14 protein-coding genes are annotated in these 14,045 nt (G+C 40.1%); 13 read left to right on the top strand and 1 reads right to left on the bottom strand.

The window, feature by feature from the left end:
- Positions 1-5 precede the first annotated feature (5 nt).
- The 8 genes from jag (at position 6) to gap (ending at position 9,346) form a co-directional block, all read left to right on the top strand.
- Positions 6-995, top strand: coding sequence for an RNA-binding cell elongation regulator Jag/EloR (jag, locus tag O3616_RS08185; protein WP_371638594.1), 990 nt, complete (start codon positions 6-8; stop codon positions 993-995).
- A gap of 50 nt (positions 996-1,045) precedes the next feature.
- Positions 1,046-1,669, top strand: coding sequence for an HI_0552 family protein (locus tag O3616_RS08180; RefSeq protein ID WP_371638593.1), 624 nt, complete (start codon positions 1,046-1,048; stop codon positions 1,667-1,669).
- Positions 1,670-1,784: 115 nt separating this feature from the next.
- Entirely contained in the window at positions 1,785-3,761 is a 1,977-nt protein-coding gene (gene tkt, locus O3616_RS08175; RefSeq protein ID WP_371638592.1) for a transketolase, read from the top strand.
- 116 nt (positions 3,762-3,877) lie between these two features.
- Positions 3,878-4,177 (top strand): preprotein translocase subunit YajC, encoded by a 300-nt coding sequence (yajC, locus tag O3616_RS08170; protein ID WP_000445811.1) that lies wholly within the window; start codon positions 3,878-3,880, stop codon positions 4,175-4,177.
- A 46-nt stretch (positions 4,178-4,223) separates the two neighbouring features.
- Positions 4,224-4,667 carry a low molecular weight protein-tyrosine-phosphatase gene (locus O3616_RS08165; RefSeq protein WP_042749889.1) on the top strand — a complete coding sequence of 148 codons (444 nt, stop codon included), beginning with the start codon at positions 4,224-4,226 and terminating at the stop codon, positions 4,665-4,667.
- Positions 4,654-5,064, top strand: a complete 411-nt coding sequence (locus O3616_RS08160) for an MORN repeat-containing protein (protein WP_070482056.1) — start codon at positions 4,654-4,656, stop codon at positions 5,062-5,064. The genes O3616_RS08165 and O3616_RS08160 overlap by 14 nt, the downstream gene beginning before the upstream one ends.
- A gap of 299 nt (positions 5,065-5,363) precedes the next feature.
- Positions 5,364-8,015 carry a bifunctional acetaldehyde-CoA/alcohol dehydrogenase gene (adhE, locus tag O3616_RS08155; RefSeq protein WP_115904675.1) on the top strand — a complete coding sequence of 884 codons (2,652 nt, stop codon included), beginning with the start codon at positions 5,364-5,366 and terminating at the stop codon, positions 8,013-8,015.
- 323 nt (positions 8,016-8,338) lie between these two features.
- The gene (gene gap / locus O3616_RS08150; protein WP_000260685.1) at positions 8,339-9,346 is read left to right on the top strand and encodes a type I glyceraldehyde-3-phosphate dehydrogenase; all 1,008 of its coding nucleotides are present in this window, start codon (positions 8,339-8,341) and stop codon (positions 9,344-9,346) included.
- 71 nt (positions 9,347-9,417) lie between these two features.
- Here the strand turns inward: gap and O3616_RS08145 are convergent, their stop codons facing one another.
- Positions 9,418-10,293: an RluA family pseudouridine synthase gene (locus O3616_RS08145; protein WP_371638591.1), complete on the bottom strand. Its 876-nt coding sequence runs from the start codon at positions 10,291-10,293 to the stop codon at positions 9,418-9,420.
- A gap of 86 nt (positions 10,294-10,379) precedes the next feature.
- Between O3616_RS08145 and pbp2a the strand changes: the two genes are divergently transcribed.
- The 5 genes from pbp2a to O3616_RS08120 all read left to right on the top strand — a co-directional run.
- Positions 10,380-12,575 (top strand): penicillin-binding protein PBP2A, encoded by a 2,196-nt coding sequence (gene pbp2a / locus O3616_RS08140; protein ID WP_371638590.1) that lies wholly within the window; start codon positions 10,380-10,382, stop codon positions 12,573-12,575.
- Positions 12,576-12,627: 52 nt separating this feature from the next.
- Positions 12,628-12,780, top strand: coding sequence for a 50S ribosomal protein L33 (gene rpmG / locus O3616_RS08135; RefSeq protein WP_001809375.1), 153 nt, complete (start codon positions 12,628-12,630; stop codon positions 12,778-12,780).
- Between the two features lie 9 nt (positions 12,781-12,789).
- On the top strand, positions 12,790-12,966 hold the full coding sequence (secE, locus tag O3616_RS08130) for a preprotein translocase subunit SecE (RefSeq protein ID WP_001210991.1): 177 nt from the start codon (positions 12,790-12,792) through the stop codon (positions 12,964-12,966).
- A gap of 54 nt (positions 12,967-13,020) precedes the next feature.
- Positions 13,021-13,557 (top strand): transcription termination/antitermination protein NusG, encoded by a 537-nt coding sequence (gene nusG, locus O3616_RS08125; protein ID WP_049486629.1) that lies wholly within the window; start codon positions 13,021-13,023, stop codon positions 13,555-13,557.
- Positions 13,558-13,677: 120 nt separating this feature from the next.
- Positions 13,678-14,045, top strand: a 368-nt coding sequence (locus O3616_RS08120; RefSeq protein ID WP_371638589.1) for a sigma-70 family RNA polymerase sigma factor, incomplete at its 3' end; no start/stop codon positions are given.

Raw genomic sequence — 14,045 nt, 5'->3', positions numbered from 1 at the left:
TGGTAATGGGAGTATTTACAGGTTCAACTGTTGAAGAAGCAATCCAGAAAGGATTGAAAGAATTAGATATTCCAAGAATGAAGGCTCATATCAAAGTCATTTCTCGCGAGAAAAAAGGATTTCTTGGTTTATTTGGTAAAAAACCAGCTCAAGTTGACATTGAAGCTATTAGTGAAACAACTGTCATTAAAGCAAATCAACAAGCTATTAAGGGTGTTCCTAAAGAAATCAATGAACAAAATGAACCGGTCAAAACGGTCAGTGAAGCAACCGTTGATTTGGGTTATGTTGTAGAAGCGATTAAAAAGATTGAAGAAGAAGGCCAAGGGGTTTCTGATGAAGTCAAGGCTGAAATCTTGAAAAATGAAAAACATGCTAGCACCATCTTAGAAGAAACTGGGCACATTGAGATTTTAAATGAATTACAGCTTGAAGAAGCTGGTTTCGGAGAAGAAGTAGAAACTCCTATTGTCGAGACTCAAGCTGAACGAACTGAAAGTCAAGAATTAGAAGATTTGGGCTTAAAGGTTGAACCGAGTTTTGACATTGAACAAGTAGCTACGGAAGTAACGACTTATGTCCAGACAATCATTGATGATATGGACGTTGAGGCGACGATTTCAAATGATTATAACCGTCGTAGCATCAATTTACAAATTGATACAAATGAGCCAGGGCGTATTATCGGTTATCATGGTAAAGTATTGAAAGCCTTGCAGTTATTGGCTCAAAATTATCTTTATAACCGCTATTCAAGAACCTTCTACATTACTATTAATGTCAATGATTATGTTGAACACCGTGCAGAAGTCTTGCAGACCTATGCGCAAAAATTGGCGGCTCGTGTTTTAGAAGAAGGACGTAGTCATCAAACAGATCCTATGTCAAATAGTGAACGCAAGATTATTCATCGTATTATTTCACGTATGGATGGCGTGACTAGTTACTCTGAGGGTGATGAGCCAAATCGTTATGTTGTCGTAGATACAGAATAAGTAAAATCAGGGTTATCCTGATTTTTTGCTAGCTGGAGGAGATTAAACTAATGTTGAATAAGATAAGAGATTATTTAGACTTTGCTGGTTTGCAGTACCGTAATCCTGATAAGGCGGGAGCAGAGCGAGAGAAGATGCTGGCATTCCGCCACAAAGGTCAAGAGGCCAGAAAGGCTTTTACAGAGCTAGCCAAAGCCTTTCAAGCAAGCCATCCAAAATGGCAACTCCAACAGACTAGCCAGTGGATGAACCAAGCGCAGCGCTTGCGACCGCACTTCTGGGTTTATCTACAGCGTGAGGGGAAAGTGACAGAACCTATGTTGGCTCTTCGTTTGTATGGAGTACCCTCTGATTTTGGTGTTTCCTTAGAAGTCAGTTTCATCGAGCGCAAGAAAGATGAGCAAACTCTAGGCAAGCAGGCCAAAGTTTTAGAAATTCCAACCGTTGAAGGGATTTATTATCTAGTCTACTCTGATGGCCAAAGTCAACGGTGGGAGGCGAACGAAGAAAATCGTCAGATCTTAGTCAAGAAGGTAGGCAGTCAAGAAATCCGAAAAGTGTTAGTTAAAGCAGATGTTTCTTTTATTGAAAATCAATCATTAGAAGTGATTTTAGAAAAATTAGAAGATGCTTATGAACGCTTACTTCCCTACTATCAGGCGACTAGAGGATAGCAAATAGAATACTTATTTACATCGAATTGTTTAATTGCTATTCTATGTATTTTTTCATATAATAGTAAAATAGAATGTGTGATTCACTAATCACCTCAAATAGAAAGGAAATTCTATGTCGAATCTATCTGTTAATGCAATCCGTTTCCTAGGTATTGACGCTATCAACAAAGCCAACTCAGGTCACCCAGGTGTGGTTATGGGAGCGGCTCCGATGGCTTACAGCCTCTTTACAAAACAACTTCGTATCAATCCAGCTCAACCAAACTGGATTAACCGCGACCGTTTTATTCTTTCAGCTGGTCATGGTTCAATGCTTCTTTATGCCCTTCTTCACCTTTCTGGCTTTGAAGATGTTAGTATGGATGAGATCAAGAGCTTCCGTCAATGGGGTTCAAAAACACCAGGTCACCCAGAATTTGGTCATACAGCAGGAATTGATGCTACAACAGGTCCTTTAGGTCAAGGGATTTCAACTGCCACTGGTTTTGCCCAGGCAGAACGTTTCTTGGCAGCCAAATATAACCGCGAAGGCTACAATATCTTTGACCACTATACTTACGTTATCTGTGGAGACGGAGACTTGATGGAAGGTGTCTCAAGTGAGGCGGCTTCATACGCAGGTTTGCAAAAACTAGACAAGTTGGTTGTTCTTTATGATTCAAATGACATCAACTTGGATGGTGAGACAAAGGATTCCTTTACAGAAAGTGTTCGTGACCGTTACAATGCTTACGGTTGGCATACAGCCTTGGTTGAAGATGGAACAGACTTGGAAGCAATCCATGCTGCTATTGAAGCGGCTAAAGCTTCAGGCAAACCATCTTTGATTGAAGTGAAGACTGTTATTGGATACGGTTCTCCAAATAAACAAGGAACTAATGCGGTACACGGTGCTCCTCTTGGAGCAGATGAAACTGTAGCAACTCGTCAAGCGCTTGGTTGGGACTACGAACCATTTGAAATCTCAGAACGAGTATATGCTGATTTCAAAGAACATGTTGCAGACCGTGGCGCATCAGCTTATGAAGCTTGGACAAAATTAGTTGCTGATTATAAAGAAGCTCATCCAGAACTTGCAGCAGAAGTAGAAGCCATCATCGACGGACGTGATCCAGTTGAAGTGACTCCAGCAGACTTCCCAGCCTTAGAAAATGGTTTCTCTCAAGCAACTCGTAATTCAAGCCAAGATGCCTTGAATGTTGTGGCGGCTAAGTTACCAACCTTCCTAGGTGGATCAGCGGACCTTGCTCACTCAAACATGACTTATATCAAGACTGACGGACTTCAAGACGATTCCAACCGCTTGAACCGCAACATTCAGTTTGGTGTTCGTGAATTTGCCATGGGAACAATCTTGAACGGGATGGCTCTTCATGGTGGACTTCGTGTATACGGTGGAACTTTCTTCGTCTTCTCTGACTATGTGAAGGCAGCTGTTCGCTTGTCAGCCTTACAAGGACTTCCCGTGACTTATGTCTTTACCCACGATTCAATCGCGGTTGGGGAAGACGGTCCAACGCACGAACCAGTTGAGCATTTAGCAGGTCTTCGTGCCATGCCAAATCTGAATGTTTTCCGTCCAGCAGATGCGCGTGAAACTCAAGCAGCTTGGTACCTTGCAGTGACAAGTGAGAAAACGCCAACTGCCCTTGTCTTGACACGTCAGAACTTGACTGTTGAAGAGGGAACAGACTTTGACAAGGTTGCAAAAGGTGCCTATGTTGTCTACGAAAATGCAGCAGACTTTGATACAATCTTGATTGCAACAGGTTCAGAGGTTAATCTTGCTGTCTCAGCTGCCAAAGAATTGGCTAGTCAAGGCGCAAAAGTTCGTGTAGTCAGCATGCCATCTACAGATGTCTTTGATAAACAAGATGCAGCGTACAAGGAAGAAATTCTTCCAAATGCAGTTCGCCGTCGTGTTGCAGTCGAAATGGGTGCAACTCAAAACTGGTACAAATATGTTGGTCTAGATGGTGCTGTTCTTGGTATTGATACCTTCGGAGCCTCTGCCCCAGCACCAAAAGTATTGGCAGAATATGGCTTTACTGTCGAAAATCTTGTAAAAGTCGTTCGAAATTTGAAATAATCCTAAAAATCAGGGCGCAAGCTCTGGTTTTTCTTACTAGAAAAACAAGGCACAATCTTGTAAAAGTAGCTGAAATTTGATATAGTAGTCCTATGTAAAAGACAAAGGAGAATATAATGGAATCACAATATACATTTTTAATCATTCTTGTGGCTATGGTGGGCTTGATGTTCTTTACGCAACGCTCTCAAAAGAAACAAGCACAAAAACGTATGGAAAGCTTGAATAAATTACAAAAAGGCTATGAGGTTATTACAATCGGTGGACTTTACGGAACAGTTGATGAAGTAGATACTGAGAAGAGAACGATTGTTCTTGATGTAGATGGAGTTTACTTGACTTTTGAACTAGCTGCTATCAAGACAGTATTACCGCTGAAAGAAACAGCTTCACTCGAAGGTGCAATTGAAAAATAAGGCGGGATTACTAACTCCCGTTTTTCTATAAAAGAAAGGAAATGGGATGAAAAAACTAGTCTTTGTCTGTTTGGGAAATATTTGTCGCAGCCCTATGGCCGAGTTTGTTATGAAATCAATGACAGATAATTATGAAATCCAAAGTCGAGCGACTTCCTCTTGGGAACATGGTAATCCGATTCATAAGGGAACTCAAGGGATTTTTCAACAGTATGAGATTCCTTATGAAAAAGGCAAGACATCGCTTCAGATTAGTAAGGAAGATTTTGAAGCCTTTGATTATATTATCGGTATGGATGCTTCGAATGTTTCTGACTTACGTCAGATGTGTCCAGCAGACTGTAAAGATAAGATTTACTCATTCGCACCTGAAAGTGTTCCAGATCCTTGGTATACAGGAGATTTTGAGGAAACCTATCAGCGTGTTCAAGAGGGTTGTCAAGCTTGGTTAGAACGTTTAGAAAAGGGGAGTGAAGATGGAAAATCTTAAGAATTTTTACGACAAGTATCGTGTCTATCTGACTCGTCCACGTTTAGAGCTTTTGGCAGTAGTTACCATTGTTTTTTGTGCTGTACTCGTCTTTTTTCTAAATATTCCAGGAAAAGGTGTTCTAAAGCTTGATAATGGAACCATTGTTTACGATGGCAGTCTTGTCCGTGGTAAAATGAATGGGCAAGGTACCATTACCTTCCAAAATGGAGACCAGTATACTGGTGGTTTCAACAATGGAGCCTTCAACGGAAAAGGTACCTTTCAATCTAAAGAAGGCTGGACCTACGAAGGTGATTTTGTAAATGGTCAGGCTGAAGGAAAAGGAAAATTAACAACAGAACAAGAAGTCGTTTATGAAGGGACTTTTAAACAAGGCGTTTTTCAACAAAAATAAAGCCTCCTTATCAAAGGAGGTATTGTTAGCATCTAAAAGTAAGCGCTTACTAGAAAATCTATCTCTTTCCAAGATCCTCTTCCAATCAAGCTTGTGAAATAAAAAATATTTGAAATAAATTTCACAATCTCTAAATAAAAAACTTGATAAGTAAAGGAAATGAGAAAAATTTCACAAAGGTTTAAAAATTCTTTGTGAAATGTTTGTGAAACTGTTTACAAAGTTGAAATAATGCGTTATAATAAACTTGTGAAAAAATTAACAAAGGATATCAATCCTTGAAAGCTATGGAGGAAAATATGGCTGATAAAAAAACTGTGACACCAGAAGAAAAGAAACTCGCTGCTGAAAAGCATGTCGATGGCTTGGTGCAAAAAGCTTTAGTTGCTCTTGAGGAAATGCGTAAACTCGACCAAGAACAGGTCGACTACATCGTAGCTAAAGCGTCAGTGGCAGCTTTGGATGCCCACGGAGAATTGGCTCTACATGCCTATGAAGAAACAGGACGTGGTGTATTTGAAGACAAAGCAACTAAGAACTTGTTTGCTTGTGAACACGTAGTAAACAACATGCGTCACACTAAAACAGTTGGCGTTATCGAAGAAGACGATGTAACAGGATTGACTCTTATCGCTGAACCAGTTGGTGTTGTTTGTGGTATCACTCCAACAACAAACCCAACATCAACAGCAATCTTCAAATCATTGATTTCATTGAAGACACGTAATCCAATTGTCTTTGCCTTCCACCCATCAGCACAAGAATCATCTGCTCATGCAGCTCGTATCGTCCGCGATGCAGCTATCGCAGCTGGTGCTCCTGAAAACTGTGTGCAATGGATTACTCAACCATCTATGGAAGCAACAAGTGCCCTTATGAACCACGAAGGTATTGCAACAATCCTTGCAACGGGTGGTAATGCCATGGTTAAAGCGGCATACTCATGTGGTAAACCAGCTCTTGGGGTAGGTGCCGGAAACGTGCCAGCTTATGTTGAAAAATCAGCTAACATTCGTCAAGCTGCACACGATATCGTCATGTCTAAATCGTTTGACAACGGTATGGTCTGTGCATCTGAACAAGCGGTTATCATTGATAAAGAAATTTACGATGAATTTGTAGCAGAGTTCAAATCTTATCACACTTACTTTGTAAACAAAAAAGAAAAAGCACTTCTCGAAGAATTCTGCTTCGGCGTCAAAGCAAACAGTAAAAACTGTGCTGGTGCAAAATTGAACGCTGACATCGTTGGTAAACCAGCAACTTGGATTGCAGAGCAAGCAGGATTTACAGTTCCAGAAGGAACAAACATTCTTGCTGCAGAATGTAAAGAAGTTGGTGAAAACGAGCCATTGACTCGTGAAAAATTGTCACCAGTTATCGCAGTTTTGAAATCTGAAAGCCGTGAAGATGGAATTACTAAGGCTCGTCAAATGGTTGAATTTAACGGTCTTGGACACTCAGCAGCTATCCACACAGCTGACGAAGAATTGACTAAAGAATTTGGTAAAGCTGTTAAAGCTATTCGTGTTATCTGTAACTCACCTTCTACTTTCGGTGGTATCGGGGACGTTTATAATGCCTTCTTGCCATCATTGACACTCGGATGTGGTTCTTACGGACGCAACTCAGTTGGGGATAACGTTAGTGCCATTAACCTCTTGAATATCAAAAAAGTCGGAAGACGGAGAAATAACATGCAATGGATGAAACTTCCTTCAAAAACATACTTTGAACGTGATTCAATTCAATACCTTCAAAAATGTCGTGACGTAGAACGTGTCATGATCGTTACTGACCATGCCATGGTAGAGCTTGGTTTCCTTGATCGTATCATTGAACAACTTGATCTTCGTCGCAATAAGGTTGTTTACCAAATCTTTGCTGATGTAGAACCAGATCCAGATATCACAACTGTAAACCGTGGTACTGAGATTATGCGTGCCTTCAAACCAGATACAATCATCGCTCTCGGTGGTGGATCTCCAATGGATGCTGCTAAAGTAATGTGGCTCTTCTACGAACAACCAGAAGTGGACTTCCGTGACCTTGTTCAAAAATTCATGGATATCCGTAAACGTGCCTTCAAATTCCCATTGCTTGGTAAGAAGACTAAATTCATCGCGATCCCAACTACATCTGGTACAGGATCTGAAGTAACTCCATTTGCCGTTATCTCTGATAAAGCAAACAACCGTAAATACCCAATCGCTGACTACTCATTGACACCAACTGTGGCAATCGTAGACCCTGCTTTGGTATTGACAGTTCCTGGATTTGTTGCTGCTGATACTGGTATGGACGTATTGACTCACGCAACTGAAGCTTACGTATCCCAAATGGCTAGCGACTACACTGACGGTCTTGCACTTCAAGCAATTAAACTTGTATTCGAAAACCTTGAAAGCTCAGTTAAGAATGCGGACTTCCACTCACGTGAGAAAATGCATAACGCTTCAACAATCGCTGGTATGGCCTTTGCCAATGCCTTCCTAGGTATTTCTCACTCAATGGCCCATAAGATTGGTGCGCAATTCCACACAATCCATGGTCGTACAAATGCTATCTTGCTTCCATACGTCATCCGCTACAACGGTACACGTCCAGCCAAGACAGCAACATGGCCTAAGTACAACTACTACCGTGCAGATGAAAAATACCAAGATATCGCACGCATGCTTGGCCTTCCAGCTTCTACTCCAGAAGAAGGTGTGGAATCTTACGCAAAAGCTGTCTACGAACTTGGTGAGCGCGTAGGTATCCAAATGAACTTCAAAGCACAAGGAATTGATGAAAAAGAATGGAAAGAACATTCTCGTGAATTGGCCTTCCTTGCTTATGAAGATCAATGTTCACCAGCTAACCCACGTCTTCCAATGGTTGACCATATGCAAGAAATCATCGAAGATTCTTACTATGGCTACAAAGAAAGACCAGGACGCCGTAAATAATTGTTTATCAGCCTAGAGGCAGGAATTTCCTGTCTCTTTTCTTGTAGAATTGGAGTATTGAAAATAATTTTTAGCTTTTCTGTTTTCACTTTTCATCTGAAAAGGAAAGTGAGAAATGACTAGGTAGACAAAGAAAGACAGCAGTATAGGCTTTCAGACAAGGAAAAAGAAAAATAAGTGGGGTATAGACAAAAAACAACGCCCGTACTTGCAATTAAACTTAAATAGTTATATAATAGGTTTGTTGAAAGGTGATTTGTAGTGATTCAAGTTACTCTTTTCACAATAAAAATTTCATGATTTTCATAAGGAGGAAATCACTAATGGTAGTTAAAGTTGGTATTAACGGTTTCGGACGTATCGGTCGTCTTGCTTTCCGTCGTATCCAAAACGTAGAAGGTGTTGAAGTTACACGCATCAACGACCTTACAGATCCAGTTATGCTTGCACACTTGTTGAAATACGACACAACTCAAGGTCGTTTCGACGGTACTGTTGAAGTTAAAGAAGGTGGATTCGAAGTTAACGGTAAATTCGTTAAAGTTTCTGCTGAACGTGATCCAGAACAAATCGACTGGGCTACTGACGGTGTAGAAATCGTTCTTGAAGCTACTGGTTTCTTTGCTAAGAAAGAAGCAGCTGAAAAACACCTTAAAGGTGGAGCTAAAAAAGTTGTTATCACTGCTCCTGGTGGAAACGACGTTAAAACAGTTGTATTCAACACTAACCACGACGTTCTTGACGGTACTGAAACAGTTATCTCAGGTGCTTCATGTACTACAAACTGCTTGGCTCCAATGGCTAAAGCTCTTCAAGACAACTTTGGTGTTGTTGAAGGATTGATGACTACTATCCACGCTTACACTGGTGACCAAATGATCCTTGACGGACCACACCGTGGTGGTGACCTTCGCCGTGCTCGCGCTGGTGCTGCAAACATCGTTCCTAACTCAACTGGTGCTGCTAAAGCTATCGGTCTTGTAATCCCAGAATTGAACGGTAAACTTGACGGATCTGCACAACGCGTTCCAACTCCAACTGGATCAGTTACTGAATTGGTAGCAGTTCTTGAAAAGAACGTTACTGTTGATGAAGTGAACGCAGCTATGAAAGCAGCTTCAAACGAATCATACGGTTACACAGAAGATCCAATCGTATCTTCAGATATCGTAGGTATGTCTTACGGTTCATTGTTTGACGCAACTCAAACTAAAGTTCTTGACGTTGACGGTAAACAATTGGTTAAAGTTGTATCATGGTACGACAACGAAATGTCATACACTGCACAACTTGTTCGTACTCTTGAATACTTCGCAAAAATCGCTAAATAATTCTTGAGTCGATAAAAAGCAAGGCCTCTTGGCCTTGCTTTTCTTATATTGAAAAATGGATGACACAACAATCATCCATTCTTTTTTAATTCTTTTTCAAATGTATCGGAAAGGGTAGTGAAACTTAACTTTTCTAATGTAAGCGGATGGGTAAAGGACAGTCGAAAGGCGTGAAGCATAAGCCGATTTGTTTTTGATTTGCTATTATAGAGAGGATCACCCAGGATAGGGAGGTTGTGATGAGAGAGATGCACGCGAATCTGATGTGTTCGCCCTGTCTTTAGTTTGCAACGAACCAAGGAAGTCTTGTTTGGGAATTGCTTTAATCTGCTTACATGTGTTTCGGCATATTGGCCATTTTTTGTATCAACTACTCGTTTTCTGCGATCATGGCGATCACGTCCGATTTTGTCTTTGAAAACAAGTTCTTTGCTGTTGATATGTCCGTCAACCTGTGCCCAATATTCTCTAGAAATCTCTTTTTTCTCCAATAAGCGATTGAGAATAGGCAGGATAAAAGGATTTTTGGCAAAGAGAACCAAACCACTGGTTTCCATGTCCAGACGATGAACGACATAGCAGGTTTGGCCGACATAGGCACTGACATGGTTAAGAAGTGCGATTTCGTTTGGTTGGTTACCATGTGTTTTCATACCCTCAGGTTTGTTGACAATAATCAAGTGTTGATCTTGATAAACTTCTTGAACGAGGTTTGGGTTGCCCCAAGGGATTTCTTTTTCGGGATAATCTTCCTCGTCAAAAGTCAACTGGCAAACATCTCCAGGACTTACCATTTCGTTCCAATGAACTTCTCGCTGATTTATCAAAATATGTTTCTTGATTCTCAAAAAATGACGGATTTTTCTAGGGATGAGGAGTTGTTCCTCAAGTAATTGCTTTACCGTCATTTGAGGTAGAGAGTCTGGTAATGTAAATGTGAATTGCATACAGATATTGTAACAAAAAAAGCCCTATTTGGATAGGAAATAGCTAAATTCTTGTCTTCCTATGATGAAGATGATAAAATAAACGCATGAAATTAGATAAATTATTTGAGAAATTTCTTTCTCTTTTTAAAAAAGAAACAAGTGAACTAGAGGACTCTGATTCTACTAGCTTACGTCGCTCTCGTAGTGATCGAAAAAAATTAGCCCAAGTAGGTCCAATTCGAAAATTCTGGCGTCGCTATCATCTAACAAAGATTGTCCTTATACTAGGTTTGAGTGCAAGCTTGCTAGTTGGAACCTATTTGTTTGCTGTAGCCAAGTCAACCAATGTCAATGATTTGCAAAATGCCTTGAAAACTCGAACTCTCATTTTTGACCGTGAAGAAAAGGAGGCTGGTGCCTTGTCTGGTCAAAAAGGAACTTATGTTGAATTGACTGATATCAGTAAAAATTTGCAGAACGCCGTTATTGCGACAGAAGACCGTTCTTTTTATAAAAATGACGGAATTAACTATGGCCGTTTCTTCTTGGCGATTATCACTGCTGGTCGTTCAGGTGGTGGTTCTACTATTACCCAACAGCTGGCTAAAAATGCCTATCTGTCGCAGGATCAAACTGTCGAGAGAAAAGCAAAAGAATTTTTCCTTGCCTTAGAATTAACAAAAAAATATAGTAAGGATCAAATTCTAACCATGTACCTTAACAACGCTTATTTTGGAAATGGTGTGTGGGGTGTAGAAGATGCGAGTAAGAAATACTTTGGAGTTTCTGCATCAGAAGTGAGTCTGGATCAAGCTGCGACTCTGGCAGGAATGCTAAAGGGGCCGGAACTGTATAATCCTTTGAATTCTGTAGAAGATTCTACCAATCGTCGCGATACTGTTTTGCAGAATATGCTTGCAGCGGGTTACATTGATAAAAACCAAGAAACCGAAGCTGCAGAAGTTGATATGACTTCGCAATTGCACGATAAGTATGAAGGAAAAATCTCAGATTACCGCTATCCTTCTTACTTTGATGCGGTGGTTAACGAAGCCGTTTCCAAGTATAATCTAACAGAGGAAGAAATTGTCAATAATGGCTACCGAATTTATACAGAGCTAGATCAAAACTATCAAGCAAATATGCAGGTTGTCTATGAAAATACATCGCTATTTCCGAGGGCAGAGGATGGAACATTTGCTCAATCAGGAAGTGTAGCTCTTGAACCGAAAACAGGTGGAGTTCGTGGAGTTGTCGGTCAGGTTGCTGGCAATGATAAAACTGGATTCCGGAATTTCAACTATGCAACTCAATCAAAACGTAGCCCTGGTTCTACAATTAAGCCTTTAGTTGTTTATACGCCTGCAGTTGAAGCTGGCTGGGCTTTGAATAAGCAGTTGGATAACCATACTATGCAGTATGACAGCTATAAGGTTGATAACTATGCAGGGATCAAAACGAGTCGAGAAGTTCCTATGTATCAAGCCTTGGCAGAATCGCTTAATCTGCCTGCTGTTGCCACTGTTAATGATTTGGGAGTTGATAAGGCTTTTGAGGCGGGCGAAAAATTCGGACTCAATATGGAAAAAGTCGATCGTGTTCTTGGTGTCGCCTTGGGAAGCGGTGTTGAAACCAACCCTCTTCAAATGGCTCAAGCGTATGCTGCTTTTGCAAATGAAGGTTTAATGCCGGAAGCTCATTTTATTAGTAGAATTGAAAATGCTAGTGGGCAGGTTATTGCGAGCCATAAAAATTCACAAAAACGGGTGATTGATAAGTCTGTAGCTGACAAGATGACTAGTATGATGTTGGGGACATTCACCAACGGTACCGGTGTTAGTTCATCGCCTGCAGACTATGTCGTGGCAGGAAAAACTGGAACAACTGAAGCTGTTTTCAATCCTGAATACACAAGTGACCAGTGGGTAATTGGTTATACTCCGGATGTAGTGATTAGTCACTGGCTTGGTTTCCCTACCACTGATGAAAGCCACTATCTAGCTGGCTCTACTTCAAACGGTGCAGCCCATGTCTTTAGAAACATTGCAAATACCATTTTACCTTATACGCCAGGAAGTACCTTTACAGTCGAAAATGCTTATAAGCAAAATGGAATTGCACCAGCCAATACAAGAAATCAAGTACAGAGTAATGAAGAAAATCAGGCGGATAATAGCCTGTCTGATATTAGAAGTCGTGCACAAAATCTGGTAGATGAGGCTAGCCGTGCTATCTCAGATGCTAAAATTAAGGAAAAGGCTCAAACGATATGGGATTCGGTAGTCAATCTATTTCGTTAAGATGCTTGTCAAAGCCTAGCTTTCTTGTTATAATAGATAAGATGGAGGCGTTATGGCACTAAAAAAAGCAAGCCTAGCTTGTGCGGTTTGTGGTTCTAGAAACTATTCAATCAAGATTAGTGGAAACCCCAAACCTACACGACTAGAAGTAAATAAATTTTGTAAGCATTGTGGTAAGTACACTACACACAGAGAAACGAGATAGGAGAGAGCGATGCGTTTTATTGGAGATATTTTTAGACTTCTTAAAGACACAACATGGCCAACTCGCAAGGAAAGCTGGAGAGATTTTCGTTCTATTATGGAATACACAGCTTTCTTTGTAGTAATTATTTACATTTTTGACCAGTTGATTGTTTCAGGTTTGATTCGATTTATTAACATTTTTTAGAAGGCTAGTGGAGTTAATTACACTAGAAATCTTCTATTTATGAAAGGAAATATCATGGATAGTTTTGATAAAGGGTGGTTTGTTTTACAAACTTATTCTGGTTATGAAAATAAGGTAAAAGAAAATCTATTACAACGTGCACAAACCTACAATATGTTGGATAATATTCTACGCGTTGAAATTCCAACACAAACAGTGCAAGTTGAAAAAAATGGAAAGAGAAAAGAAGTAGAAGAAAATCGCTTTCCAGGTTATGTTCTTGTAGAAATGGTCATGACAGATGAAGCTTGGTTTGTTGTTCGAAATACACCAAATGTTACAGGATTCGTCGGATCTCACGGAAATAGATCAAAACCAACTCCATTATTGGAACAAGAAATTCGTGATATCTTGGTTTCTATGGGACAAACTGTACAAGAGTTTGATATCGATGTTGAAGTTGGTCAAACTGTACGTATTATTGATGGTGCTTTTGCAGATTATACCGGTAAGATTATAGAGATTGATAACAATAAAGTGAAGATGATTATCTCTATGTTTGGTAATGACACAGTTGCAGAAGTAAACCTAAACCAAATCGCAGAATTATAACCCAGAGAGAGGCTTGCCCTCTCTTTTTTGTGCAGTTGAGGCAGTGTAGAGAACAGAATGGGGGAAATGTGCCAAAAGTGTTTCTGAATCTGTTAGACTGTATCTAGAAAGGGGAACAATATGATTGAAGAATTGTATAAAGAAGTCCAAGGGATTGTATATAAGTGTAGAAATGAATATTACCTTCATTTATGGGATCTATCGGATTGGGACCAAGAGGGTATGATTTGCTTGCATGAATTGATTAGTAGAGAAGAAGATCTATTAGAAGATATTCCTCGTTTAAGGAAATATTTTAAGACTAAATTCCGGAATCGAATTCTAGACTATATCCGTAAGCAGGAAAGCCAGAAGCGTAGATATGATAAAGAACCCTATGAAGAAGTAAGTGAGATTAGTCATCGTATAAGCGAGGGAGGTCTGTGGCTAGATGAGTATTATCTCTTTCATGAGACACTAAGAGACTATAGAAACAAACAAAGTAAAGA

Origin of the sequence: Streptococcus sp. 27098_8_86 (assembly GCF_041432595.1) — a bacterium.
Lineage (GTDB): Bacteria > Bacillota > Bacilli > Lactobacillales > Streptococcaceae > Streptococcus > Streptococcus pneumoniae_F.
This window is presented reverse-complemented; position numbering and strand designations above follow the sequence as displayed.

Bases quoted from the DNA above. Each gene is read 5' to 3' on its own strand.
- jag (WP_371638594.1), top strand. From the start codon at position 6: ATGGGAGTATTTACAGGTTCAACTGTTGAAGAAGCAATCCAGAAAGGA.
- O3616_RS08180 (WP_371638593.1), top strand. From the start codon at position 1,046: ATGTTGAATAAGATAAGAGATTATTTAGACTTTGCTGGTTTGCAGTAC.
- tkt (WP_371638592.1), top strand. From the start codon at position 1,785: ATGTCGAATCTATCTGTTAATGCAATCCGTTTCCTAGGTATTGACGCT.
- yajC (WP_000445811.1), top strand. From the start codon at position 3,878: ATGGAATCACAATATACATTTTTAATCATTCTTGTGGCTATGGTGGGC.
- O3616_RS08165 (WP_042749889.1), top strand. From the start codon at position 4,224: ATGAAAAAACTAGTCTTTGTCTGTTTGGGAAATATTTGTCGCAGCCCT.
- O3616_RS08160 (WP_070482056.1), top strand. From the start codon at position 4,654: ATGGAAAATCTTAAGAATTTTTACGACAAGTATCGTGTCTATCTGACT.
- adhE (WP_115904675.1), top strand. From the start codon at position 5,364: ATGGCTGATAAAAAAACTGTGACACCAGAAGAAAAGAAACTCGCTGCT.
- gap (WP_000260685.1), top strand. From the start codon at position 8,339: ATGGTAGTTAAAGTTGGTATTAACGGTTTCGGACGTATCGGTCGTCTT.
- O3616_RS08145 (WP_371638591.1), bottom strand. From the start codon at position 10,293: ATGCAATTCACATTTACATTACCAGACTCTCTACCTCAAATGACGGTA.
- pbp2a (WP_371638590.1), top strand. From the start codon at position 10,380: ATGAAATTAGATAAATTATTTGAGAAATTTCTTTCTCTTTTTAAAAAA.
- rpmG (WP_001809375.1), top strand. From the start codon at position 12,628: ATGGCACTAAAAAAAGCAAGCCTAGCTTGTGCGGTTTGTGGTTCTAGA.
- secE (WP_001210991.1), top strand. From the start codon at position 12,790: ATGCGTTTTATTGGAGATATTTTTAGACTTCTTAAAGACACAACATGG.
- nusG (WP_049486629.1), top strand. From the start codon at position 13,021: ATGGATAGTTTTGATAAAGGGTGGTTTGTTTTACAAACTTATTCTGGT.